Origin of the sequence: Longimicrobium sp. (assembly GCF_048594345.1) — a bacterium.
Taxonomy (GTDB): domain Bacteria; phylum Gemmatimonadota; class Gemmatimonadetes; order Longimicrobiales; family Longimicrobiaceae; genus Longimicrobium.
On sequence record NZ_JBMDXM010000198.1, the window covers coordinates 17,076 to 43,191 of the forward strand.

General features: G+C 70.1%; 18 protein-coding genes. 16 read left to right on the forward strand and 2 right to left on the reverse strand.

The genetic code is table 11. The features are described 5' to 3' along the window. Positions 1 to 45: 45 nt before the first annotated feature. From ACOJUJ_RS21690 to ACOJUJ_RS21735, 10 genes are all read left to right on the forward strand, one after another. The gene (locus ACOJUJ_RS21690) at positions 46 to 1,749 is read left to right on the forward strand and encodes a methyl-accepting chemotaxis protein (protein WP_420129006.1); all 1,704 of its coding nucleotides are present in this window, start codon (positions 46 to 48) and stop codon (positions 1,747 to 1,749) included. A 22-nt stretch (positions 1,750 to 1,771) separates the two neighbouring features. Next, positions 1,772 to 2,494: a hypothetical protein gene (locus ACOJUJ_RS21695; protein WP_420129007.1), complete on the forward strand. Its 723-nt coding sequence runs from the start codon at positions 1,772 to 1,774 to the stop codon at positions 2,492 to 2,494. Positions 2,495 to 2,839: 345 nt separating this feature from the next. Beyond that, a complete protein-coding gene (locus ACOJUJ_RS21700; RefSeq protein ID WP_420129008.1) occupies positions 2,840 to 3,052 on the forward strand; it encodes a cold shock domain-containing protein in 213 nt (70 codons plus the stop codon). Positions 3,053 to 3,649: 597 nt separating this feature from the next. Further along, entirely contained in the window at positions 3,650 to 3,820 is a 171-nt protein-coding gene (locus tag ACOJUJ_RS21705; protein ID WP_420129009.1) for a hypothetical protein, read from the forward strand. A gap of 198 nt (positions 3,821 to 4,018) precedes the next feature. Continuing rightward, complete coding sequence (locus ACOJUJ_RS21710) at positions 4,019 to 4,792, forward strand: hypothetical protein (protein ID WP_420129010.1); 774 nt, start codon at positions 4,019 to 4,021, stop codon at positions 4,790 to 4,792. Then, a complete protein-coding gene (locus ACOJUJ_RS21715) occupies positions 4,789 to 5,313 on the forward strand; it encodes an RES domain-containing protein (RefSeq protein ID WP_420129011.1) in 525 nt (174 codons plus the stop codon). The genes ACOJUJ_RS21710 and ACOJUJ_RS21715 overlap by 4 nt, the downstream gene beginning before the upstream one ends. A 175-nt stretch (positions 5,314 to 5,488) precedes the next feature. Next, positions 5,489 to 6,178, forward strand: a complete 690-nt coding sequence (locus ACOJUJ_RS21720) for a class I SAM-dependent methyltransferase (RefSeq protein ID WP_420129012.1) — start codon at positions 5,489 to 5,491, stop codon at positions 6,176 to 6,178. Between the two features lie 242 nt (positions 6,179 to 6,420). After that, on the forward strand, positions 6,421 to 8,136 hold the full coding sequence (locus tag ACOJUJ_RS21725) for a dipeptidyl-peptidase 3 family protein (protein WP_420129013.1): 1,716 nt from the start codon (positions 6,421 to 6,423) through the stop codon (positions 8,134 to 8,136). Positions 8,137 to 8,722: 586 nt separating this feature from the next. Further along, a complete protein-coding gene (locus ACOJUJ_RS21730; protein ID WP_420129014.1) occupies positions 8,723 to 11,830 on the forward strand; it encodes an SNF2-related protein in 3,108 nt (1,035 codons plus the stop codon). 10 nt (positions 11,831 to 11,840) lie between these two features. Next, complete coding sequence (locus ACOJUJ_RS21735; protein ID WP_420129015.1) at positions 11,841 to 12,707, forward strand: hypothetical protein; 867 nt, start codon at positions 11,841 to 11,843, stop codon at positions 12,705 to 12,707. 135 nt (positions 12,708 to 12,842) lie between these two features. Here ACOJUJ_RS21735 and ACOJUJ_RS21740 read toward each other — a convergent pair whose 3' ends face one another. Further along, positions 12,843 to 13,910 (reverse strand): L,D-transpeptidase family protein, encoded by a 1,068-nt coding sequence (locus ACOJUJ_RS21740; protein WP_420129016.1) that lies wholly within the window; start codon positions 13,908 to 13,910, stop codon positions 12,843 to 12,845. Between the two features lie 881 nt (positions 13,911 to 14,791). Here ACOJUJ_RS21740 and ACOJUJ_RS21745 point away from each other — a divergent pair. The 5 genes from ACOJUJ_RS21745 to ACOJUJ_RS21765 all read left to right on the forward strand — a co-directional run bounded on the left by ACOJUJ_RS21745 (position 14,792) and on the right by ACOJUJ_RS21765 (position 22,413). Beyond that, positions 14,792 to 17,944, forward strand: a complete 3,153-nt coding sequence (locus ACOJUJ_RS21745; protein ID WP_420129017.1) for a SusC/RagA family TonB-linked outer membrane protein — start codon at positions 14,792 to 14,794, stop codon at positions 17,942 to 17,944. Between the two features lie 22 nt (positions 17,945 to 17,966). Further along, the gene (locus ACOJUJ_RS21750; RefSeq protein ID WP_420129018.1) at positions 17,967 to 19,484 is read left to right on the forward strand and encodes a SusD/RagB family nutrient-binding outer membrane lipoprotein; all 1,518 of its coding nucleotides are present in this window, start codon (positions 17,967 to 17,969) and stop codon (positions 19,482 to 19,484) included. Positions 19,485 to 19,662: 178 nt separating this feature from the next. After that, entirely contained in the window at positions 19,663 to 20,046 is a 384-nt protein-coding gene (locus tag ACOJUJ_RS21755; protein ID WP_420129019.1) for a hypothetical protein, read from the forward strand. 826 nt (positions 20,047 to 20,872) lie between these two features. Beyond that, entirely contained in the window at positions 20,873 to 21,109 is a 237-nt protein-coding gene (locus ACOJUJ_RS21760; protein WP_420129020.1) for a helix-turn-helix domain-containing protein, read from the forward strand. Continuing rightward, a complete protein-coding gene (locus ACOJUJ_RS21765; protein WP_420129021.1) occupies positions 21,106 to 22,413 on the forward strand; it encodes a HipA domain-containing protein in 1,308 nt (435 codons plus the stop codon). The genes ACOJUJ_RS21760 and ACOJUJ_RS21765 overlap by 4 nt, the downstream gene beginning before the upstream one ends. Before the next feature lie 153 nt (positions 22,414 to 22,566). Here ACOJUJ_RS21765 and ACOJUJ_RS21770 read toward each other — a convergent pair whose 3' ends face one another. Next, positions 22,567 to 24,282 carry a M28 family peptidase gene (locus tag ACOJUJ_RS21770; RefSeq protein WP_420129022.1) on the reverse strand — a complete coding sequence of 572 codons (1,716 nt, stop codon included), beginning with the start codon at positions 24,280 to 24,282 and terminating at the stop codon, positions 22,567 to 22,569. Positions 24,283 to 24,606: 324 nt separating this feature from the next. Here ACOJUJ_RS21770 and ACOJUJ_RS21775 point away from each other — a divergent pair, with 324 nt between their 5' ends. Next, the gene (locus tag ACOJUJ_RS21775) at positions 24,607 to 25,938 is read left to right on the forward strand and encodes an AAA family ATPase (protein ID WP_420129023.1); all 1,332 of its coding nucleotides are present in this window, start codon (positions 24,607 to 24,609) and stop codon (positions 25,936 to 25,938) included. Positions 25,939 to 26,116: the final 178 nt, after the last annotated feature.

Here is a 26,116-nt window from a genome sequence, read left to right on the forward strand (position 1 = left end):
GGAACGCGCCCCCCTCCTCGCCATACCGCCGCAGTGCAGGTCGCCGTGAACGGCTCATCCGCCCACTTTGCCGAGCTCTTTGCCCGCGAGCGGCTCCTGGTCATGCAGGAGCGGCACCGGCAGGCCATCCAGCAGCGCTGGGCCATCACCACGCTGTCGATCGTGATGGCCCTGGCCGGCATCTTTACGCACGTCTTCGACATCGCCGTCCCCATCGCGCTGGGGTTTGCCGGCATCAGCTTCGTGGCGAACGCCGTAGCCCTGGCGCTGCACCGCGCGGGCCGGTTCGCCCCCGGGCAGTTCTGGGGGATGATGCTGACGGACGCGGTGATGATCACGGGCCTTACCGCGGCGCTGGGGGTGCACGGGTACCTGGTGATGCCGGTGCTGGTCTTTATCGTGGGCGGATACGCGCTGGGGATGCCGCGGGCGGCGCGCACGCAGTGGGCGGCCATGTTCCTGATGTACCCGCTGGGCCGCGCCCTGGGGTTCGGGGTCGCGGACACCCCGGTCAACTGGCCGCTGATCGGGCTGGAAAGCCTGTTCCTGCTGGGCTCCGCCTGGCTGGCGGCGATCGGGCCCATGGCGTACACCCGCCGGCTGCGGCGCGTACGGCAGGCGCTGGCCCGCGCGCAGGAGGGCGACTTCACCGGGCGCCTGCCGGACCGCCACCTGGACGACCTGGGCTTTCTTTCCGTTTCCGTCAACGGGATGTCGCACGCGGTGGGCGAGGTGGTGCGGCAGATCCAGGCGCACGCCCGCTCGCTCGCCTCCCTTTCCGACACGCTGCGGTCCACGGCGGAAGAGGTACAGGCCGCGGCGCGGACCATCGGCGACGCGACCACGCAGGGGGCGGAAGAGGCGGGGCAGCAGCTGGAGCTGGTGGCCAGCGGCGAGGCCGCCGTGCAAGGGATCGCGCGCGAGAGCGCGGACCTGCGCGCGGAGGCGGCGCGCAGCATGGAGGCCGCCCGCGGGCTGCGCGGCGAGGCGGAGGAGCACGCGCGGCGGGTGGAGCGCGCCGGGTCGATGCTGGTGGAGCTGACGGACGACTACCGGCGCCTAGCCGCGGCCGTGGACGCGCTGGAGGCGGCGGGGGCGCGGGTGAGCGGCTTTGTGACGGCGATCGGCGAGATCGCGGAGCAGACCAACCTGCTGGCGCTGAACGCCGCCATCGAGGCCGCCCGCGCGGGCGAGCAGGGGCGCGGCTTTGCCGTGGTGGCGGGAGAAGTGCGGCAGCTGGCCGCGCAGGCGGCCACCTCCGCGTTGGAGGTGTCGGGCGTGGTGGAGGAAACGGCGGCGGCGCTGGCGGAGGTGCGCGGCCGGCTGGAGGCGGGATCCACGCGGATCAGCGGCGTAGGCGCCGTGGCGGGGGCGGGAAAGGACTCGCTGGGGATCATCGTGGAGGGACTGTCGCGCACGGTGCAGTTCATCGAGCGCATTACGGGCGACGTGGACCGGCAGGCGGCGGCCATGGAGGCGCTGCGGGCGGACGTGGGGCGTATCCGCACCCTTTCCGACGCGTCGCTGGCGCGCGCCCGGCGAAGTGCCGGGGCCGCGGGCGAGCAGCGGGTGGCGATGGAATCGCTGGCGGCCACCAGCCAGCGCACGGCGGCGGCGGCGGCCACCCTGGACGCGCTGGCGGGCCGCTTTCGGGCGGAGGCGGAGACGGAGGCGCGGGGGGCGGAGCTCCCGGCGCGTGGCAGGGAGCCGCTTGCGCACTCCGGCGTTCTGGCCGGGGCGGGGGCGTGAACCGAAGGAAAGGAAGGCGAGCATGATGCCCGGACCACAGGGCGCATCCGGCGGCGAGAACGGCCGCTCCATCATGGAGGTGCGTGAACGGATGGAGGCGCTGGGACAGGTTTCGGCCGAGCTGCTGCACGACCTTGCCGACGCGGCGTATTCGCTGGAGCAGCGCGCGCGGCTGGCGGCGGAAGACGCACGCCACGGCCGCTCGCCGCTCCCCGAGCTGCAGCGGACGGTGGAGGCGGGGACGGAGATGCGGGCGATGCTGCGTGACGTGATGGACGTGCTTCGCGGCGCCGCGCTAAGCCCGGAGGTGGCGTACGAGCCGCGCGGCACGGTGGAGCGCGCCGTGCGCCGCTTTCTCCCCCTGAGCGGCCCGCAGGTGGAGGTGCGCCTGGTGTGCGACCTGCCGCCGGGGACGGTGGTGCCCGGGCGGGAAAGCTTTCTGTCCCGGCTGACGGCGAATCTTCTCGCCGGCGCCGCCCGCCGCGCGCGTACCCGCGTGCTGCTGGAGCTGCGCACGGAAGAGGAGGCGGATGGGCGCGGATTTCTGGTGCTGGGGGTGGAGGACGACGGCCGCGCGCCGGGCGAGGCCGGCCCCCCCGCGCGCCGCGTGGCGGGGGAAGACGAGTGGCGCCCTGGTGTCGTAGCCTGGCTGGTTTCGCAGATGGGGGGCGAGGTGCGGCAGCGGCTGGTGTGCGTGCTGGGCGGCTCCGGGATCGAGATCCGCATCCCCGCGAATGTCCCCTGAGGAGCGACAACGCTCCCGCGAGCAAGATTTTTCTTGACATTCTCGTGGGAGCGTCTTATCTAGGGCGCCAACATCGGCAACATCCTCCGCACGTGGCCCCGCGAGCCCCCGCGCGACAGAGCTTTCCTCTCCCCGCGTACGACCGGTTTCCGCAGGATCAGCACGACCACCCCACGGAGAGGCCCGGACCCCGGTGCGCACACGTGCGTCCGGCCCGGATTGCCGCAGAACATTGCGCCCCAGGGGCGCATTGCCCGCGCGCCGGACGGTCCGGTGCGGGGAACCCCACGGTGCGGCTCCGTCCGCGCCGGGAACACATGCTCACCGCAGCAGCAGGAGTAGGAGATGTCCCGTTCGACCGGGAAGGTTAAGTGGTTCAATGACGCCAAGGGCTTCGGCTTCATCGAACGCGAGGGTGGCAGGGACCTGTTCGTCCACTTCTCGGCCATCAAGGCCGAGGGCTTCAAGTCGCTCACCGAGGGCGAGATGGTGGAGTTCGACATCGTGGACGGTCCGAAGGGTCCGGCCGCCGAGAACGTGATGCGCGTCGGCTCCTGATGCTGTCGTGAGCAGGGGGCGTCGCCCGGGGTAACCCGGCGGCGTTCCGTGCGAGCGGTTGGAGAAAACCACGGGCGCCGGTTCCTTTCGGGGAGCCGGCGCTCGTGTTCGTTTGTAGAACAGACAAGAGATGGCCTCACACGGAGTTAACGGAGTCAACGGAGTTTGCTCGTGGCGTTTCCTCTGGATCCATCGCGTTCAAAACGGATAGGCCTCACACAGAGTTAACAGAGTCAACAGAGTTTGTTCGTGCCGTTTCCTCTGCGCCTGCGATGCAGAGCCGAGATTCCAGGTGTCGGATAGCCTTCTGGCTGTCGACGCGGCACACACTTTTGTGAGGGCATCGGAAACGGGAGGTAGGTGGAATGCGGCAGGGGGCCATGAGAATTTTTTTGAGAGGGGTGCGGATCGGTAGATGGGCGTCCGGAGCGCACGAGAGTACGTCGATCGCACCACCTGATGCGCGATCGGGAGAACCGTCCGCCAGCACGAGGATGGAGGCAGGCGAGAGGGTGGACGTGACCGCTTTGCGTGCAGCCGGGTACTGGAGCACAGCCGCAAGGGGATCGATACGCATCCACCCAAAGGGAGCCGCCGATGGCAGACCCGAACAACCTGTCCGACACGGAACGCGCGAAGCTTGAACAGCGGCGCGACCGGCTGATGAAGCTGCTGAAGGACGGCGACGGCGAACCCTTGGACGCGGAGGACCGGGCAGACCTGACGCAGGAGTGGCACAAGATCGACCAGCTTCTGCAGCGCCGCTGACGGCGGAGGGCTGACGGAAGATGCGGGGAGCACCGGCTGGCGCTCCCCGCGTTCGTTTACCCGCAGGGGGATCAGGTTGTTGTGGAGCCAGCGAGCCCCAGGGACGGCAACACCTCGGTTGTTTTTACCTTGCACATGCACTTGCATTTTGCTTGCAGATGTTTTACGCTCCCGTACCCACCAATGGGAGAAACAGGGATGATGGCTACGGCGCTGCTGACAGGAACACGAAGTGAGATCCAGGAGGTCGCGAGCGATCCGCGCATCGGGGCCGCGGAGGCCGCGATGGACCGGTTCGAGCGCACTGGTGCGGTGCGCGACGCCAGCGCGTACGCCCGCTCCTGCTACTCACTGGCCCACGAGATCGTCCACCAGAAGTTCCCCGACGACGTTCGCGGCAACGCGCTGCAGATGGCGGGGATCAAGATCGTCGACGCGGGGCTCTCGTTCGGCGTGGACGACGACGCGCCGGGCGGATGGCTGGTGTGGGCGCTCGCCCACGAGCTGCGCGACCTGGCCACGTCGTGTGGCGTTTGGGTGGAATCCATTCGTGCGCCGCGTCCGCACGCGGGCCAGGCGCGCGCGCGGCTGGTTATTACGGCGGGCTTCCTGGTCACCCTAACGCAGGAGGTCCTGCGCGTAACCGGCAGCGTGAGCGCACTCGAAGAGATCCAGCAGACCTTAGGGCTGAGCAGCGCCGAGGCGGGGGCGCTGTTCGGCGTCACCCGGCAGGCGGTTGACCAGTGGCGCAAGAACGGCGTTCCCGCCGATCGGGTGGCGGACGTGGAGCGCGCCAGAGACGTGGCGCGCGTGCTGTACGAAGAGCTGATCCCCGAGCGCATTCCGCAGGTGGTCCGCAACTCCGCGCGCGGGCTGGGCGACCGCTCCATCCTTCAGGTGCTGGCGCAGCCCCACGGCACCGAGCACGTGCGCGCGTACCTGGCCCGCCTCTACTCGTTCGAGGGGCGATGAGGCGGGTTGGCCGCGGGGGGGTCTACTATCGCGTGTGCAAGCCGGGATGGGTGGACTGCGCGGACACCTCGCATTCGCAGATTCGCGGGGGGCGCTGGAACGCGCCTGGCGCGCACCGGACGCTGTACCTCAACCGCACCATCCGTATGGCGGCGCTGCAGGCGCACGACAACTTCACCGGCGAGGCGCACAGCCTGTTCGACCTGCGCCCCGACCGCCGGCCGCACCTGCAGGGCTTCGACGTGCCGCGCGCGGACTGCGTGGACGCGGTGACCGACGACGGCGTGCTGGCGCTGGGCCTGCCGGTGACGTACCCGGACGGCTGCGGGTGGGACGTGTGCCAGCCGATCGGCGGCGACTTGTACGCGGCGGGGGAGCCGGGGATCGCGTGCCGCACGGCGTGCGCGGGCGGAGACGATCCGGACCACGAGGAGCTTGCCCTGTTTGACCAAGACGATCGGCCAGCGAGCCCCGGCCAGCGCTGGACGTTCGCGGAGTGGTTCCCCACCGGCGGTATCTGATCGTAACCGCCGCATCTGGATCCACACATCGGGCGCGGGGCGGCACGCATCGACGCGTGCCGCCCCGTGCTTGTTCAGCGACCGGCAGCATTCTTGTAGGCGGATGCGCATCGATCCGCATCCACCGAACGCCCATGGTGTGCATCCGGCGCGCATCATCCATCCATAGATCACGATGAGCGAATCCACCGTTCAGGCGGAGGTGCTGCACACCACCGCCGGGGACTTTCCGCTGCACGAGTACCGGCTGGGGCTGGGCGGGCGCACGTGGAGCATTCTGCACTCCGAATCGGTGCTGAGCCGCGACGACGAGGCGCACTTTCTCATGGAGCTGCGGGAGCGCCTGCCGTACGGCGTGGTCCTGTGGCCCGCGGCGATCGGCCTGGCGCACGAGGTGGCGGCGCGGGCGGACGAGATGCGCGGCAAGCGGGTGCTGGAGCTGGGTGCGGGGACGGGGCTGCCGGGAATCGTGGCCGCGTCTCTCGGCGCGCACGTGGTGCAGACGGACAAGCAGGAGATGGCGATGTCGGTTTGCAAGCGCAATGTGGAGCGCAACGGCGTGGGCTCCATCGAGCACCGGCTGGTGGATTGGGTCGACTGGACGGACGAGGCGCGCTACGACTGGATCATCGGCTCCGACATCCTGTACGGCGAGTCGATGCACCCGCACCTGCGCCGCATCTTCGACTCCAACCTCGCGCCGGGTGGCCGCATCCTGCTCTCCGACCCCTTCCGCGCACCCAGCCTGCGGCTGCTGGAGGCGATGGAGGCGGAGGGGTGGAAGATCGGGATGACGAAGTGGAGCATCGGCCGCGACGATGCACCCCGCCCCATCGGCCTCTTTGAACTGGAGCCGCCGCGGTAGATCAGCGTCCGGACGAAAAGCGGCTCACGCGGAGACGCGGAGGGCGCGGAGAACTCCTCGCGTTCTCCGCGTTCTCCGCGCCTCCGCCTCCGTACAGCCGTAATCCGTGAGTGGACTGCATCGACGTGATGCGGGCCCACGCCTGCTGGATCCCGCCGGCGCCCTGCCGCTTGCCGGATGGGCTGCACGCGAAGTATCGTGCGCCGCGTTTGAACCAGGTTCACCTTTCCAGAGAATTTCCCATGACCATTCGGCACCGGTGCGCGGCGGCGAGCCTTGCGGCGCTCGCGGCGTGCGCGCCCGCTACCGTCCAGAACGCCCCCAACGCCACGGCGTCCCCGTCGGCCGCGCCCGAGATGGCCGCTCCGGCAAGCATGGCGGGCGGTGCGGCGCAGGATTCCATCGACATCAAGCTGGCGCGGTACACGCCGGTGCGCCTTACCACCGACCTGCCGCTGAGCGCCGCCGACCGGCGGATGATCCCGCTGCTGATCGACGCGGCGCGGGAGATGGACGAGATCTTCAAGCTACAGGCGTACGGCAACCTGGACTCGCTGCTGGCCTCCATCCGCGACCCGCGCGTGCGGCGCTACGCGGAGATCAACTACGGGCCGTGGGACCGGCTGGCGGGGAACGCGCCCTTCCTTCCCGGCGTAGGCGCCAAGCCGGACGGCGGGACGTCGTATCCGGCGGACATGACGAAGGAGGAGTTCGAGGCGCAGACGGCCGCCGGCGGCGCGCGCGCGGACTCGCTGAAGGGGCTGTACACCCTGGTGCGCCGCGGCCCCGGCGGGCGGCTGACGGCGGTGCCGTACCACCAGGCGTTCCGGCCGCGGCTGCAGCGCGCGTCCGACAAGCTGCGCCAGGCCGCCGCGCTGGCGCAGGATCCCGGGCTGCGCCGCTACCTGGAACTGCGCGCCGACGCGCTGCTCACGGACGACTTTCAGCCCAGCGACCTGGCGTGGCTGGACATGAAGAGCAATCCGCTGGACGTGGTGATCGGCCCCATCGAGACGTACGAGGACGCGCTCTTTGGCTACAAGGCGTCGTACGAGGCGTACGTGCTGATCAAGGACCAGGAGTGGAGCCGCCGCCTTTCCCGCTACGCCACGCTGCTCCCCAACCTGCAGCGCAGCCTGCCGGTGCCCGAGGAGTACAGGCGCGAGACTCCGGGGATGGACAGCGAGCTGAACGCGTACGACGTGGTGTACTACGCGGGTGAGAGCAACGCGGGAAGCAAGACCATCGCCATCAACCTGCCCAACGACGAGCAGGTGCAGCTGCAAAAGGGCACGCGCCGCCTGCAGCTTCGCAACGCCATGCGCGCCAAGTACGACCGCATCCTGGTGCCCATCGCGGGGATGCTGATCGCGCCGGACCAGCGGCGGCACATCACCTTCGACGCGTTCTTCGGCAACACCATGTTCCACGAGGTGGCGCACGGGCTGGGGATCAAGAACACCATCAACGGCCGCGGCACCGTGCGCGAGTCGCTGCGCGACCAGGCCAGCGCGCTGGAAGAGGGCAAGGCCGACGTGCTGGGGCTGTTCATGCAGGTGCAGCTGCAGGAGATGGGTGAGCTTCAGGGCGACGTGATGGACAGCTACGTCACCTTCCTGGCCAGCATCTTCCGCTCGGTGCGCTTTGGCGCCAGCAGCGCGCACGGCCGCGCCAACATCGCGCGATTCAACTACTTCAAGGAGCGCGGCGCCTTTGCCCGCGACGCCGCCACCGGCACCTACCGCGTGGACCCGGTGCGCATGCGCGCGGCGATGGACGCCCTTTCCGCGCAGATCCTGCGCTTTCAGGGCGACGGCGACTACGCGGGCGTGCAGGGCTTCATGGAGCGCTACGGCGTGATCGACGCCGAGCTGCAGGGCGACCTGGACCGCCTGGCCGGCGCCGGCATCCCCGTGGACGTGGTCTTTGAACAGGGCGTGGAGGTACTGGGGCTCTGACCTGCTCCGCCGGCGGGTTGACCGCCGGCTTCACGCGGAGGCGCGGAGAACGTCAGTCGTTCTCCGCGCCTCATCGTTTTCTCAGTGTCTCCGCTAGCGCGGGGTGGGTGGATGCTTCTCCAGATCGCGCATCAGGTGGTGCGATCTACGTGTTCTCGTGCGCTCCGGAGATCATCCACCAATCCGCATGCCTCCCTCAAAAAACGCGGATGGCCCCCTGCCGCATTCCATCTACCTCCCGTTCCCGACGCCCTCACAAAAGATCCTGCCTCGTCGACATCCCCCACCCGCACCCGACACCAGGTATCCGGCTTCAGATCGTGAAAGCCAGGGAAACGCCTCGTGAAACTCTGTTGACTCTGTTAACTCTGTGTGAGGCCATTCCGGTGAGCGGATCGGCACGAGCGTCCGGGAAACGGCACGAGAAAACTCCGTAGACTCCGTTCACTCCGTGTGAGACCCCTTCTTTCCGCTGCTTCGATCATCGTTGGGGAGCGAGCCGCTTCATCTTCCGCCCCTACAAGTGTACATTGTGCGCGAGCCGCGGGACCCGCCCTGCGGCAGGTATTCCTCGCATGAAATCCGCGTGATCGCCGTACACGCCTGCTGGAGCCCGTTCGGCCTGCACCTGTGGGGTGAATCGTCCCAGCGCCTCGCCGCGCTGGAGCCTTCGCGCGGGCGCAGGCCCCGTCCGCCACGGCCGCATCCGTTCGCCGCGACCGCGGCAGCGCTGCGCGAGGCGCTGGGCGAGCAGAGGCCCGCCGCCGGCGCCGGCGCGGGGGAGATCACCCTGCACCTGCCCTCTGGCGCGCGGGTGCCGCTGGCGTCGCCGCACCTGGGGCACGTGGCGCCGGACGAGGGCGGCGCGGGCAGGGCGACGGCGGCGTGGACGGTGGAGGTGCTGTCGATGCAGGCGGCGGACGCACTGGACCTGCTGCTCGCGCTCCCCGCGGACGCGCCGGGCGTGGTGCTGGGCCAGAGCGTGCGCTGGTTCGCGGAGGTGGCCACGCTGGCGCTGGAGCTGGTGGCGGGCGGGCGCGTGCTGCCGCTGCTGGAGCCGGCGCACGGCGGGCGCTGGGTGGCGCGCTGGCGGCCGCTGCTGGCCGCCGAGGCGGACGGGGAGCGGGTGGCCGCGCTGCGCCGCGCCATGCCCGGCGCCTGTGCCGCGCACGCGCCCCCGACGGCCATGGACGACGCGGCGGGGCGCGCGCTGGACGCGCTGACGGACGCGTGCGTGCGGCGGGGGGGGGAGCAGATCCCCATCCCCGCGCCACGTCGAAGCGAGCCGCGCGAGCCGGCGCAGGCGTGGCGCGACGCGCTGTTCGCGGCGGAGGCGACGCCGCGCGCGGGCGGGGCCGGGTGGGAGCGGATGCACGCCGCGCTGGCCGCGTGGAGCCGCACGCTGGCCCCCGCGGCGGCAAGCGGCATCCGCACCTGCTTTCAACTCACGCCGCCCGTCGATCCCGTCGCGGACGCGGACGCGGCGGCCGAACAGCTGGAACGCGGGGCGAAGGTGGACGCGTGGCGGCTGGACTTTCTGCTGCAGCCGGTGGACGATCCCAGCCTGCTGGTGCCCGCGGGCGAGGTGTGGCGGGCGCGCGGCGCGCTGCAGGTGTTCCGCCGCACGCTGGAACAGCCGCAGGAGCGCCTGCTGGAAGACCTGGGACGCGCGCTGCGGCTGGTCCCCGGCCTTCAGCCCGCACTGCGGGGCGCGTGCCCCACGGGGATGTCGCTGGACGCGGAGGGCGCCTACCGCTTTTTGCGCGAGGACGCGCCGCTGCTGGCGCAGGCCGGCTTTGGCGTGCGGGTGCCGCCCTGGTGGAACGGGCCGGCCGCGCGGCTGGGGCTCAAGCTGAAGGCACGCTCCACCTCCGCCCCGGCCGGCGCGGCGGAGGGGCGCTTTGGGCTGGAAACGCTGCTGGCGTACGACTGGCGCGTGTCCATCGGCGGGCAGCCGCTTACGGCGGACGAGTTCCTGGCGCTGGCGCAGGCCAAGGTGCCGCTGGTGCGCTTTCGCGGGCAGTGGGTGGAGCTGCGGCCGGAGGAGATGACGGCCGCGCTACGCCTGTTCGAGCAGGGCGCCAGCGGCGAGATGTCCGCCGCGGAGCTGCTGCGCCTGGCTGCCGGCGCCGACGGCGCCGGCACCGCGCTGCCCGTGGACGAGGTAGAGGCGGAGGGATGGCTGGGCGAGCTGCTGGCGTCAGCCGCCGACGCGCGGGTGCAGCCGGTGGCGGTGCCCGAGTCGTTCACGGGGACGCTGCGGCCGTACCAGGCGCGCGGGCTCTCGTGGCTGGCGTTCATGGAGGGGGTGGGGCTGGGCGCCTGCCTGGCGGACGACATGGGACTGGGCAAGACGGTGCAGCTGCTGGCGCTCCTGCTTGCCCGGCCGCTGCGCCCGGCGAAAGGAAAGAAGACGCTGCCCACGCTGCTGGTGTGCCCCATGTCGCTGGTGGGCAACTGGCAGCGCGAGGCGGCGCGCTTTGCCCCGGGGCTGCGCGTGCACGTGCACCACGGCGGCGAGCGGCTGGGCGGGGCCGCGCTGCGCCGGGCCGTGCGTGGCAGCGACCTGGTCATCACCACCTATGCCCTGGCCGCGCGCGACCGCGACGAGCTGGGCGCGGTGGACTGGGGGCGCGTGGTGCTGGACGAGGCGCAGAACGTAAAGAACTCGGCCGCGCGGCAGGCGCAGGCGGTGCGATCCTTCCGCGCCCCGCGCCGCATTGCACTCACGGGGACGCCGGTGGAAAACCGGCTGTCGGAGATGTGGTCCATCCTGGACTTTCTGAACCCCGGCCTGCTGGGCTCGGCCCGCGACTTTCGCGCGAAATTCGCCCTGCCCATCGAGCGCTACCGGGACGCGGACCGCGCCGCCCAGCTCAAGCGGCTGGCGGGGCCCTTTATCCTCCGCCGCCTCAAGACGGACCGCGGCATCATCCAGGACCTGCCCGACAAGCAGGAGATGAAGGTCTTCTGCAACCTTACCCGCGAGCAGGCGTCGCTGTACCAGGCCGTGGTGGACGACATGCTGCGCCGCATCGAGGGGAGCGACGGCATCCAGCAGCGCGGGCTGGTGCTTTCCATGCTGCTGCGGCTCAAGCAGGCGTGCAACCATCCCGCGCAGCTGCTGGGCGACGGCTCGGCGCTGGCCGGGCGCTCGGGCAAGCTGGAGCGGCTGGAGGAGCTGCTGGACGAGGTGATGCAGGTGGGCGACCGCGCGCTGGTCTTTACCCAGTTCGCCGAGATGGGACACCTGCTGCAGGCGCGCCTGCAGGAGCGCTTTGCCCGCGAGATCCCGTTCCTTCACGGCGGCACCCGCAAAGCGGACCGCGACGCGCTGGTGGCGCGGTTTCAGGGCGCGGACGGGCCGCCGGTGCTGCTCCTTTCCCTCAAGGCCGGCGGTACGGGGCTCAACCTTACGGCGGCCAACCACGTGATCCACTTTGACCGGTGGTGGAACCCCGCCGTGGAGGACCAGGCGACGGACCGTGCCTTTCGCATCGGCCAGCGGCGCGACGTGCAGGTGCGCAAGCTGGTGTGCGCGGGAACGCTGGAGGAGCGCATCGACCAGGTGATCGAGGAAAAGAAGGCGCTCGCCGGCAGCGTGCTGGGCACGGGCGAGGCCTGGCTGACGGAGATGTCCACGGACGAGTTGCGGCGCGTGGTCGCGCTCTCCGCGGACGCGGTGGCGGAGTGAGGAGCGGCCGATGACCGACTGGCGGGACTGGGAGACGGGGCCGCGCCGCGCCGCCAGGGATGGCATCAAGGCGCGCAGCACCCGCGGCGAGATCGGCGAAACGTGGTGGAGCCAGCGCTTTATCGCCGCGCTCAAGGAGGTGGCCGATGCCGGGCGGCTGACGCGCGGCCGCAGCTACGCCCGCAGCGGTCAGGTGATGGACTTGCGGGTGACGCCCGGCGGTGTTACCGCCGCGGTGCAGGGGTCGCGGCCGAAGCCCTACGGTGTGCGCCTGGGCCTGGTGCCGTTCACCGACGCCGAGTGGGCGCGGGCCGAGGCGGCGCTGGCGGACCAGGCGCTGTTCCTGGCGGCGCTGCTGGCGGGCGAGATGCCGCGCGACGTGGAGCAGGCGTTCGCCGCCGCCGGATTGTCGCTCTTTCCCACGCGGCGCGAGGAGCTGCGGTCGGAGTGCTCGTGCCCGGACCCGGTGAACCCGTGCAAGCACGTCGCGGCCACCTACTACATCCTGGCCGAGGCGTTCGACGCGGACCCGTTCCTGGTGCTCTCCTGGCGCGGCCGCCCCCGCGACGACCTGCTGGCGCGGCTCCGCGAGCTTCGCGCGGCCCAGCCGGTCGAGGCGAACGAAGGGGTGGATGAGGGCGCGCCGGCGGATGCGGAGCCGGATTCCACAGACCCACCCGTGGCGGCGAGCTTCTGGCGCGCCGGGCCGGAGATGGCGTCGCTCACCTTTTCGCCGCGCGCGCCCGCCGTGCCCGATGCCGTCCTGCGCCAGTTGGGCCCCCTGCCGCCCGAGGCCGGCGGCCCCGAAGCAGACCGCGCGCTGGCCCAGGCCTACGCCGCCTTTACCCGCGCCGCCGAGCTCCGCGCCTTTGGCTGACCAAGCGCCTGAGCACGTCCCCAACAGAGGATGGGGTACAGAGGAACAGGGGGAAAAAGAGAGATGCAGAGGATCCGTTTTCCTCTGCATCTCTCCTTTTTCTCTGTTCCTCTGTACCTCATCCTCTTCTCAGGATCAGGGCTCGTCGCTGGCCGGCTCGGTGACGGGCTCGTCCACGGGCGCGTCGTCGATGGCGGGCTCGGAGACGGGCTCCGGCACGCGGCCGATGACGATGGTGTCGCGCGGGACCTCGCGCAGGGGCGCGGGGTCGCCCAGCACGCGCGGCCCCTGCTCGCGGGGCGGCTCGGGCGGCAGCGGCTGCAGCGTGGGGATGTCGGCAAGCGCGAACGAGGCGCCGCCACGCGCGGCACCCTGCCGCAGCCGCGCCATCGCGGGAGCCGGGATCGCCGCGGTGTCCACGCCGCCGCGCGCCAGCTCGCGCTTTACGTGCGCCGCTAATCCATCGGATCTGCCGTAGACGTCGGGGAACACGTGCAGCCGGTCACCCCGCAGTTCGGCCACCTGGTAGCTTACCCGCATGCGGATGGAGCGCGACATCACCGTGTGGCGCTGCGTGGTGCCGGCGCGCGACATGGCGTCCAGCTCGCCGTCGCCCATGGACGGGTTGGCGATGCGGTGCAGCCGGCGCGCAAGGTCCACCACGTCGGTGTTGCTCATGCGGATGCAGCCGTGCGACGCGGGCGCGCCCAGCCGCCCCTCGGACGTGGTGCCATGGATGTAGATGAGGTCATCCATGTGCAGCTTTACGCGGCCCATGGGGTTGCCCGGCCCCGGCGGCGTGGGCTTGCGGTTGCGCGCCCACTCGCTCTCCGGCGGATGCCACCAGGGGTTGAAGATCACCGTGGCCAGCAGGTAGTCGCCCACCGGCGTGGCGTACCGCGCGGAGCCCACGGAAACGGGGTAGGTGCGCACCACGCTGTCGCCCTGCACCAGCTGCAGCCGCCCGCTGGGGATGTTCACCACCACCTCCACGTCCGGCACGATCTGCCGCTTCGGCTTGGCGGGGCGCGCCGAATCAGCCGTGGCCCTTTCGGCGGCGGTGCCCGGCGCCTCGCCGTCCACCGGGCGCAGCGCATCCACCACGGGCTCCTCGCCGGCGATGCCGCGGGCCATCAGCACCGCCGTCAGCGCGCCGGTGGCGAGAAGAAGCCCGAAAATCGTGCGTGTGGCAGACCAGGACATCGAAAGAACCAGCTTGGGCGGGAGATGGTGCGCGCGCCTGAGTGGAGCGTTCCTAAATAAACCATCAAACCCGTCCAATCACAAGCGTTGCGTCCCATCGTGCTGCCCCCGTCCGATCCTCTCCAGGCGTAACACGAAGAAACGTCCACATGCCGCTGCTACAGACGCCACCGTCCATGTGCTCCAGAACGTACGTTCATAAGAAAAAATCTTCTGACGTAGCACGTACGTAGCAGTCGCGCATCATCTTCAGCTTCGCTCGCGGGCGAAGCATGCGCGCGAGAACCTGCAATCCAGAATCCGCCACTCCACACGCATCTGCCACAGATGCATCATTCAACAATAGTTGTGCAAACAACCTTTATATCTCCCCGCCGGCATCTCTCCTCCCGTGTGGCTCGGCTCCGCCTTCTGCTACATCCCTCACCTGCCACACATCCCCCGAGCGTTCGGTCGCCGACACGCGCGAGTAGCACTCTCATAAATATCACTTATTTGCGGTAAAAGTACATTATTACAAAGCGAACGAAATCAGCTATGGAACAAATATCCGCTCCGTAGTACAATTCCCCCACCACAACGTTATGCAGGAGATGCAGATAAGCGGTCTCCATCGCGCCGGTATACAGAATACGAAACCGGCGTTCGTTGGCCGGTCGATCTCTGCATTGGCGCTAAGGTATCGCTCAGGCGCGGGGAGGATGGATGCGCCGGGGTTGGAGTGCTGGCGTTCTGGTACCCGCCCGCGGGGGCGGGATGCGGGCAGCCGGGCCGGGGGAGCCCGGGTGCAAGGGCGCGAGGGGGGCCGAACCCCGCTCGCGAGGGACGTACGCCATCCGGCGGCTCGGGGGGAGCCGCCGGGCAAAGGAGTAACGAGGGGAATGAGAAGACTTGGTCGACTCATCGCGCTGGCCATCGCCGTTCTTGCACCCGCCGCGCTGGCGGCGCAGGAGGGAGCGACGGTGACCGGACGCGTGACAAACGCGCAGGGCTCGCCCGAGGCCGGGGTGAGCGTGCGGATCGAGGCGCTGGGGGTGGGCGCCACCACCGACGCCGAGGGCGCCTACCGCCTGGCGGTTCCCGCCAGCCGCGTGGGCACCGGCACCACCGCGCAGATCACGGCCACCCGCCAGGGGCTGGCCACGGTCACGCGCGGCGTGACGCTGGCGCCGGGCGCCGCGCTTACGCAGAACTTTACCCTGCAGGCGCAGGTGATCCTGCTGCAGGACGTGGTGGTGAGCGCCATGGGCGTGGAGCGCGATCGCAGCGAGCTGGGCACCGCGCAGCAGGCCGTGACCAGCGAGGACCTGAACACCACGCGCACGCAGAGCGTGGTGACGCAGATGCAGGGTAAGGTGGCGGGCGTGCAGATTACCGGGGGCGGCACGCAGGGCGGCTCCAACAACATGGTGATCCGCGGCTCCAACTCCATTGCCGGCAACAACCAGCCGCTGTTCATCGTGGACGGCGTGCCGGTGAGCAACCGCAACCGCGGGGGCGGGCTGTCGAGCGGCTACGACTACGGCAACGCCATCAGCGACCTGAACCCCGAGGACATCGCCACCGTGACGGTGCTCAAGGGGCCCAACGCGGCGGCGCTGTACGGCTCGCGCGCGGCCAACGGCGCGGTGGTCATCACCACCAAGAAGGGCGCCAGCGCCGACGGCGGCATCAAGACGGAGGTCACCACCAGCTACACGCTGGAGCGGCCCTCCATCCTCCCCGACTTTCAGGACCGCTACGGCCAGGGCACGTCGGGCAACTACTTCGCCAGCAGCGACCAGAGCTGGGGTCCGCAGCTGGACGGGCGGCTGATCTGCCAGCACGACAGCCCCCGCGACGAGGCGGGCGCGTGCACGCCCACGCCGTGGGTGGCGCACCCGGACAACGTGAGCAACTTCTTCGAGACCGGCGCCACGTCGTCCACCACGGTGGCCGTTTCGGGCGGCACGGAGAGCGCCAACGCGCGCCTTTCGTTCGGCTACGACAACGTGTCGGGCTACGTGCCCAACAACAGCTTCGAAAAGTTCTCGGCGGCGCTCACGGGTGCCGTGCAGATGACGGACCGGCTGAACGTGAACGCGACCATCAACTACATCCGCAACACGGGTGTGAACCGGCCGGGCACGGGCTACAACCAGTCCATCATGGAGCAGTTCTTCTGGTTCGGGCGCCAGGTGGACATCGAGTCGCTGCGCGACTACGAGCGGGGCGGCGCCGTGAACGGCGGCCCGGCGGCGCGCGAGTTCAACTGGAACTACAACTATCACAACAACCCGTTCTGGATCCAGAACGCCAACCGCATCGAGGACGCGCGCGACCGGCTGCTGGTGAGCGGCACGGCCAGCTACTCGCTGGCGGACGGGGTGAACGCCACCCTGCGCAGCGGGTCGGACCTGTACACGTTTGGCGCGGAGCAGCTGTACGCCCCGGGCTACATCGGCTTCACCAACCCGATCTACGCCGGCGGCTTTTCGTTCGTGGACGACTACAGCAACGAGCACAACAGCGAGCTGCTGCTTACGGCCGACCGCGACGTGGTGCCGGGGCTTAACGTGAACGCGCTGCTGGGCGGCGGCATTCGCCGCGAGTACTTCCGCAGCCGCACGCAGGCCACCAACGGCCTTACCGTGGCGGGGATCTACAACGTCTCCAACGCGGCGGTCACGCCCACGCTGGGGCAGTCGGTGAGCGAGCGCCACGTGAACAGCGCCTTCGGGTCGCTGGCGCTTACCTGGAACGGCTGGCTTACCCTGGAGGGCACGGGGCGCAACGACTGGTCCAGCACGCTGCCGGAGGGAAGCAACTCGTACTTCTACCCGTCCATCAGCACCTCGGCGGTGATCACCGACGCGCTGCCTTCGCTGCGCAGCGACGTGCTGAACTTTGCCAAGGTGCGCGCCTCGATCGCGCAGGTGGGCAACGACGCGTCGCCGTACCAGCTGCGCACCACCTACACGGGCGTGTCGCAGCAGTTTGACGGCCAGGCCCAGTTCACCCTGGGCGACGTGCTGTCCAACGCCGCGCTCAAGCCCGAGATCACCCGCTCGCGCGAGGTGGGCGTGGAGCTGGAGTTCATGGACTCGCGCTTCTTCGTCGACGCCACGCTGTACGACGAGAGCACCCGCAACCAGATCTTCACGGTGCCGGTGTCGCCGGCGTCGGGATTCTCGTCGCAGGCGGTGAACGCGGGGCTGGTGACCAACCACGGCTTCGAGGCGCTGGTGGGGCTTACCCCCGTCCGCAACGAGAACGGCCTGAGCTGGACCACCACCTTCAACTACGGCCGCAACCGCAGCGAGGTAAAGGAGCTGTTCCCCGGGACGGAAACGTTCATCCTGGGCAGCGGGCTGTTCGGCGACTCGCGCGTGGAGGCGCGGGTGGGCAAGCCGCTGGGCGCCATCTACGGCAACACCTTCGCCCGCGACTCGGCCACGGGCAAGCTGCTCACCCAGGACGGCCTGCCGTTCAGCGACGGCGAGTTTCACTACCTGGGCGCGGTGCAGCCGGACTGGACGGGCGGCTGGAACAACGACTTCACCTGGCGCAACCTGTCGTTCGGCTTTCTGTTCGACATCCGCCGCGGCGGCAAGATCGTCAGCTACACCAACGCGGTGGGCGAGTACAGCGGCGTGCTGGAAGGGTCGCTGCGCGGCCGCGAGGCCGACTTCAACAACCCGGGCATCGTGGTGGACGGCATCGACACGGAGACGGGGCTGCCCAACACGGTCAACGTTTCCGCGGAAAAGTACTTCCAGGGGTACTTCCCGGTGATCGAGCCCTACGTGTACGACGCCAGCTTCGTAAAGCTGCGCGAGATGCGCCTGGGATGGGACCTGCCCTCGCGCTGGACGCGGCGGCTGGGCTCCGGCAACGTCAACGTCGCCCTGACGGGGCGCAACCTGTTCACGTGGACGGACGTGCCCAACATCGACCCCGAGTTTGCCTACAGCTCGGGCAACTTCCAGGGGATCGAGTACGCGGTGCCGGCCAACCCGCGCAGCGTGGGCGTGACCATTCGCGTGAACCCCTGAGCGGCAGGAGATGCTGAACAAGATGAGCTACAAGAGATTCCTTGCCCCGGGGCTCGCCGCCGTCCTCGCGCTTGGCGCGGGGGCGTGCGACGACGGGCTCACGGACGTGAACCAGAACCCGAACAGCCCCGAGGACGTTCCGGCGCCCACGCTGTTCGTAAACGCCACGCGCCTCAGCGCCAGCCGCTGGCTGGGCGACGCCGGGCTGCGGCAGTTCGAGGTGCTGGCCCAGCACATGGCCGAGGTGCAGTACCCCGAGACCGACGCGTACCAGCGCCTGACGGCTACCTTTACCGAGAACAACTTCGGGCAGGCGTACTACCAGGAGCTCAAGGACTACCAGCAGGTGGTCGAAAAGGGGATGGAGGCCGGCGCGCCCGGCTGGTACGGCCCGGCGCTGGTGATGCGCAGCTGGGAGTTCGGCGTGCTGACGGACCTGTTTGGCGACGTGCCGTACTTCAGCGCGCTGGCGGGCGACTCGCTGGGTGCGGCGAACGCGGCCCAGCCGGCGTACGACGCGCAGCAGGAGATCTACGCCGACCTGTTCCGCACGCTGGAGCAGGCCACGACGGCACTCTCGCAGGCCGGCGGGCCGTCGCTGGGCGGGGCCGACCCGCTGTACGGCGGCAACCGCGCCTCGTGGCAGCAGTTCAGCAACTCGCTGCGGGCGCGCCACGCGCTGCGCGTGGTGAACGTGGATCCGGCGCTGGCCGACGCGCAGCTGCGGGCGGCGTTCAGCGCCCCGGGCGGCGTGTTCACCAGCAACGCCCACTCGGCGCGGTTCCCCTGGCCGGGGAACGGCGTGTACGACAACCCGTGGGCGGTCAACTTCCAGACGCGTGACGACCACCGGGTAAGCACCCGCCTGACGGAGCTGCTGCAGGCGACGGACGACCCGCGGCTGGCGGCGTACGCGCAGCCCACCGAGGACGATCCCACGGTGTACCGCGGGCTGCCCAACGCGCTGAGCCACGGCGAGGCGGTGGTGCAGGTGACCACCACCTCCAAGCCCGGGCAGCTCACCTACGCGGCCAACCTGCCCGCGTACCTGCTGACCCACGCCGAGGTGCGGTTCATCCAGGCCGAGGCGGCCGAGCGCGGGCTGGGCGGGCTGTCGCCGTCCCAGGCGGCGGGCTTCTACGAGGCCGGCATCCGCGCCTCCATGGAGCAGTGGGGGGTGACGGACCAGGCGGCGATCGACGACTACCTGGCGCAGCCGGGCGTCGCCTACCAGGGCGGCGAGGCGGGGCTGCGGCAGATCGCGCGGCAGAAGTGGGTCGCCCTGTACACCGAGGGCATCCAGGCGTGGAGCGAGTGGCGCCGCACCTGCGAGCCGTTCAACGTGCGCCCCGGCCCGGAGGCCACGCAGAACGAGGTGCCGCGCCGGCTGCTGTACTCCACGGTGGAGCGCGCGGTCAACGCCGGCAACGTGCAGGCGGCGATCACGCGGCAGGGGCCGGACGCGTTCACCACCCGCATCTGGTGGGACCGCAACCCCACCGCGGCGCCCACCTGGCAGGCCGGCTGCGGACAGCGCTGATCCGCATCCACCCGTTCGGCGGGAGGTAGACGAGCCCCCTGGCCCATCCGGGCCGGGGGGCTCTTTTTGGTGCTTCCGCGTGCGGAAACAAAAGACTTGTGGAGCGGGGCGAGGGTGACATAGTATGGAGGGACACCGCGTGTTTCCCGCCGTTCCTGTCCCCGCCGATCCACCTCCCATGAAAACACGATTCCTGCTGCTGGCCGCGACCCTGTCGCTTTCCGCCTGTCTCCCGCCTTCGTCGGCGTCCACGCCGCGGCGCGCGGGGGGCGACGCGCCGATCCAGCGCACCGAGCTGGTGCGCCTGGGCTCGCGCGACACGTTCACGGCCGTTCAGGCGCTGCGGCCGCGCTGGCTGCTGGCCGGGCGCCCGCAAACGCTCAGCGGCCGCGACGGGGTGGTCGTGTACTTCGAGACGCTGCGGCTGGGCGGCCTGGAAGCCCTGCGCGGCATGTCCACCAACGACATCGGCGCCATCCAGTACCTGCGCCCCGCTGCGGCCCAGTTCCGCTTTGGCGCGGGCCACCTGAACGGCGCCATCGTCATCACGCCGGCGCTGTAGCGGAGCCATCGGGTCACGACGGGTGAGCGGGGAGCGTCGGCATCGACGCTCCCCGCTCGTTCTGGGTTCGGCGTGCACGTCGCGCATCGCCGGAAACGGTGCGAGTCTGCATGCGCACCACGGTGTCCGTGCACGTCTGCCGCGGCGGGGCGCACAAAGCTTCCCTGGAAGCGTCGGAAACGGCAAAGGGATGGAAGCGCGGCAGGGGGCCATGAGAATTTTTTTCGGGAACTCCATTGCCCTCGGAGACGCCCCGCAATTTGCCATTCGGCTTCACCTGATGCGCGATCCCGTGAACCGTCCTCTCGCACGAGCGCGGCGGGAACACCCGGCCTCCTCGCGATCCGAGAGTTTGCGAGATCGCGCATCAGGTGTTCGTGAAGGCCGGGGCCTGGTGCGCTTCCAGCAGGCATTATCGCCAGTTGACGATCGGGATGAGCATAGGAGCCTCCCTCCAAAAAAATTCACATGGCCCCCTGCCGCACTTCTTCCTTTGTACCCACCCTCAGCTTTGCCTGGAGCGGGCATCCCGCCGAACGAATGGCTGACAGCGCCGCCGCGCTGTGACTCAGCTCGCGGCAATGACTCCAGAATTGACTTCCTGAGCCTGAGGAAGCGCACCTCGATAACCTGAAGTAGCTCAAATGCTTGCGCGCGACGAAGGATCTCGTCTCGGCGATCGCAGAGCTCGGATGTTCACCGCACCACCCAATCCGTGGTAACGATGAATAACACAATGAATGATGTTATCGATCATTGACATTAGCGGATCTGTTACCGATCATTAACATGATGACAAGCAGCGACTCTCGATGTCGAGGAAGGGATGAGACTCAGGACAGCCCGCGAGATCGGGCTTCTGGTGCGCACGGAGCGCAAACGCCAGGGGCTCACCATGCAGGACGTGGCGGAGCGCGTGGGCTGCTCACGGCAGTGGGTGGCCGCGCTCGAGGCGGGTAGCGAACGCCTGGAGATCGCGCTGGTGCTGCGGACCCTCGCTGCCCTGGGCGTGCGCCTGGATGCACGCAGCCAGCACGAGCCCGCGCGCGAAGGCGCCCAATGAAGACCCCGCCGATGCTCGCCGTTCTCCTGGACCGCGCCGTGGTCGGGCAGGTGGAGCCTTTGCCCGGGTCCCGCCTGTACCGGCTGCGCTATAGCGACGCGTGGATGAGCGATGCCGATGCCTACCCCGTGTCGCTGGCGCTTCCGCTCGCCGCGCCGGAGCACGAGGGGCTGCCGGTGCGCCACTGGCTTCGCGGCCTGCTTCCCGACAACGAAGGCCGGCTGCAGGAGATTGAACGCGAGTTCGGAGCGTCGCGCGACGACCCGTACGCAATGCTGGCCCACGTGGGCGAGGACTGCGTAGGGGCGGTGCAGTTCGCCACACCCGAACGCGTGGCGGCGATCGTCCGCGGAGCGGCGTTGGGAGGCGTGGAGTGGCTGGACGATGCGCGGCTGGAGCGACTGCTGCGCGACGTGGCGGCGCGTTTGTCCCCGGACCTGCGCGTGGCGCATACGGGACAGTTCAGCCTGCCGGGCGCATTGGGCAAGGTCGCCCTGGTGTGCGATCCGGACACCGACCGCTGGGGTTTGCCCTCCGGGCAGCGGGCGAGCACCCACATCCTCAAGCCGCCGTTGCCCGGCGTCGTGGGACACAACGAGAACGAGCACTTCTGCCTGAGGCTCGCGCGGGCGGCGGGACTGGCGGCGGCCACGTCGCGCGTGGTGCGCGTCGGCGAGCAGGGCGCCATTGCGGTGGAACGGTACGACCGCCGCCCGGATGCGCGGGGCGAAGTGCGCCGCCTGCACCAGGAGGACATGGCGCAGGCGCTTGGGCTGGACCCGGCGCTGCGTTACGCGGGCGAGGGCGGCGCAGGTATCCGCGAGATCGTGCGCCTGCTGCGGGACTACGCGACTTCGGACGACGTCGACGCGTTCATCCTGGGCGTGGCGTACGCATGGATCACGGCCGGCACCGATGCGCATCTGCGCAACTTTTCGCTGCTGATCCAGCCGGGGGAGGATTGCCGGCTGGCGCCGCTGTACGACGTGGCCAGCGCGCTGGGCTTGATCACCAGGAGCAGGCAACGGCGCGAGCTTCGGATCGCCATGGCGATCGGCGGGACGACCGTGCTCGGCGACATCGACCGCGCCGCGTGGGCGCGGGAGGCGGAGCTCAGCCGGCTTCCGCGCAGGCTGCTCGGGGAGGTGGGCGATCTCGCCGCACGCGTGGCAGAAGCGGCACCCCGCGTGGTGGAGCAGCTTGTCGAGCAGGAGCGGCTGGATGCGAAGTATCTCCAGCGCCTCGGGCGTGACGTGGCCGCGCGCGCCAATGGATGCGCCCTCGAGTTCGCCCGGCTAGGTTGAGCGCCACCACGTCGAGCGGAGAACGCGTTGCGCGGCGCTCCCCCGCTCTCAGGCAGACGCATTCATGTCAACGATCACTAACAGCGGATCGCATGTAACCGATCACTGACATCTACACCGCTGCGTTCCCACACCTATTCCGCTGCGTACGGATCACCGGCTGCCGCCCGGCGGTGTGGGGCGGCGGGCGCGGAACTCGGAGCCGGGGCTCCAGGTTGGCCACGCGTCGCCGTTCGCCACCTCCAGCCCCACGCCAAAGAGCAGGCGCGTGTCGTCCACGATCCCCGCCATGTCCCAGTCCGGCTTTACCTCGTCGCTGGGCTTGTGGTAGTCGTCGCGAATGTAGGCGCCGCGCACCCGCTCGCCGTAGCCCGGGTCCGGGTTCACGTAGTCCGTGCCGGGGAAGAGGAACGACAGCGCGGGAACGCCGCCGCGCGCCAGCTCCAGGTGGTCGGCGCGGTAGAAGTAGCCCTTTTCCGGTTCCGGGTCCGGCACCACGGTGCGGCCTTGGCGGGCGGCATGGCGGGCCAGCATGTCTTCCAGCGAGCTCTGCCCGTGGCCCAGGCTCACCATGCTACGCGTGCGCCCCCACGGGTTCATCGCATCCATGTTGATGTCCGCCAGCGTCTTGTCCAGCGGGATGACGGGGTGCGCGGCGTACCAGCGGGCGCCCAGCAGCCCCTGCTCCTCCGCCGTGAACGAGACGAAGACAAGGGTCCGGCGCGGGGCCGGGTTCATGGCCCGGTACGCGCCCGCCACGGACAGCATCCACGCCACCCCCGACGCGTCGTCCAGCGCGCCGTTGTAGATGGAGTCGCCGTCCACCGGGCGTCCGATGCCAAAGCTGTCCCAGTGCGAGGTGAACAGCACCGCCTCGTCGCGGACCGCCGGGTCGGAGCCTTCGATGCGCGCCACCACGTTGCGCGACTGCACCCGGCGCACGGCGTTGTGCACGCGGAACGCCGCCGTGCCGCCAATGGCCACGGGGCGGAACTCGCGGGTGCGGGCGGCGCGCTCCAGCGCGGCGAAGTCGTGGCCGCCGGCGGCGAACAGGGCGCGCGCGGTCTCCAGCTGGATCCAGCCTTCCACGGGCGAATGCTGGGGCCCGCCCTCCACCTCGAAGCGCTCGCGGACGTTGCCCTGCACCACGCTCCAGGGGTAGCCGGCGGGGCCCGTCTGGTGCACCAGCAGCACGGCGGCCGCGCCGCGCTCCGCCGCGACGTCGAACTTGTACGTCCACCGCCCGTAGTACGTCATCGCCGGGCCGCGAAAGACGTTCGGATCCAGCTTCGTGCTGTCGCGCGGGTCGGGGACGGGCGGGTCGCCGATCAGCATGACCACCGTCTTGCCGCGTACGTCCACGCCCTTGAAGTCATCCCATCCCAGTTCCGGCGCCACCACGCCGTAGCCCACGAAGACGATGTCGCTGGGCGCGACGGTGACCAGCGTGTCGGGGCGATGCGACCACGTCACCATTTCCTCGATCTGCCGCCAGCTCAGCGCGGTGTCGCCGGCCCGCACCGTGGCCTCCACGCGCGACGTGGTGCCGATCAGGGGCACGCGCTGCAGGTAGCTTCCGTCCGGCATCCCCGGCGCCAGCCCCATCTCGCGGAAGCGCCGCGCCAGGTAGTTCACCGTCGAGTCCTCGCCCGCGGTGGCCACGGCGCGCCCCAGAAAGCGGTCCGAAGCCAGCTCGCTGATGTCGCGCAGCAGCCCCTCCGCCGTGATCGCCGCCTCCCCCGCCGCCGCCCCCTGCGTCGCCTCACCACCGGCGGAGGCGGAGGCTCTCTGCCCCGCGCCCAGACCGCCGCATCCCGCCCCCGCGAGCAGCAGGACCGCCGCCGCCGAGCCCCTCATCCATCGATTCATCCGTATCCTCCAGGTGGTGAACAGAACGCTACGTCCGGCTCTGCAGGTGCGCTGGCCGATACCCGTCTCGGGCGGTTGAAACCGCGGCTGGCACGGCACAAAGTCCGCCTTCGCGGACTCGGCGGCCCGGCGGCATGCGGCGTCTCCGGCAACTGGGTGTCCGCAACCGGGGAAACTACGTTCCCGTATCGCCGGCTGCATCACCGGTGCCGGGCGAGCGCCACCGCGTCCGTGCGCAGCATCGGGGCGTTTGCCTTGACCGGATGCGCGGAAGTCCGTTATTCTCGCGGTTCCTGCCGTTCCCGTAGAACCGGAATCGATCCCATGTCTCAACCCTCGGACCGGGTTCGCGCGCTGCGCGAGGCCCTGCGCATTGCACCTGACGACGCGCCGCTGCGCCGGCTGCTGGGCGACGCCCTGCTGCAGGACGGCGCGGCCGACGAGGCGGAGGCGGAGTTCCGCGCCGCGCTGCGCCTGGACCCGGACGACGCCACGGCCCGGCTGGGGCTGGTGCAGGCGTTCCGCGCGCAGCAGAAGCTCTCCGCCGCGCTGGTGGTGCTGGAGGAAGAGGCGCGCGCCGGCCGCGGCGGGCCCGAGGTGCAGCTGCTGCTCGCCCGGCTGCTGCTGGAGACGGGCGAGACGGCGCGCGCGCGGCAGGCGTACGAGGTCGCCGTGGCCGCGAACCCCGCGGCGGCGGACGTGGAGCTGGCGGCGCGGCTGGGCGGCGTGCGCACCGGGCCGGCGGCGGAGCGGGAGGCGCCGTCCCTGGACCTTCCGGGCGATGCGGACGGCGCGGTACACGTGGAGCGTCCCGGCGTCGGCTTCAAGGACGTGGGGGGGATGGATGCGCTCAAGGAGCAGATCGGGCTCAAGATCATCCACCCCCTCAAGCACCCGGAGATGTACCGGGCGTACGGCCGGCCCATCGGCGGCGGGATCCTGATGTACGGGCCGCCGGGGTGCGGCAAGACGCACCTGGCGCGCGCGACGGCGGGCGAGGTGGACGCCACCTTCATCTCCGTGGGAATCCACGAGGTGCTGGACATGTGGATCGGCCAGAGCGAGCGCAACCTGGCCGAGCTCTTCAAGCAGGCGCGCGACCAGGCGCCGTGCGTCCTCTTCTTTGACGAGGTGGACGCGCTGGCCAGCCGCCGCAGCGACTTTCGCACGAGCGCCGGGCGGCCGCTAATCAATCAGTTCCTCAGCGAGATGGACGGCATCGACGGCGGCAACGACGGGCTGCTGGTGCTGGCCGCAACCAACGCGCCCTGGCACCTGGACCCCGCGTTCCGCCGCCCCGGCCGCTTTGACCGCGTGCTCTTCGTCCCCCCGCCGGACGTGCCCGCCCGCGCGGCGATCCTGGAGATCCTCACCCGCGGCAAACCGGCGGACCGGCTGGACTTCGACAAGGTGGCGCGCAAGACGGACGGCTTTTCCGGCGCGGACCTCAAGGCCGTCGTCGATCTCGCGATCGAGCGCAAGCTGACGGACGCCATCCGCACCGGCCGCCCCGTGCCCATCACCACGGACGACCTGCTGAAGGGAGCCAAGGACGTGCGCCCCAGCACCCGCGAGTGGTTCGCCACGGCGCGCAACTACGTGATGTACGCCAACGAGGGCGGCCTGTACGACGACGTGAAGCCCTGGCTGGCCTGATCGCGGTCCGCTGAAAGATGGGGCCTCACGCAGAGTTACCAGAGTTGAGTCCGGTCTAACAGTCCGCATCGGCGGTCGACACCCCAGATTTCAGGGTCCTGCGCACTATCCTGAAGTCACGATCGGCCGTCTGAGAGCATTCTTGAGACCCATTTTTCTCCACGTTGACGTGGAGTAC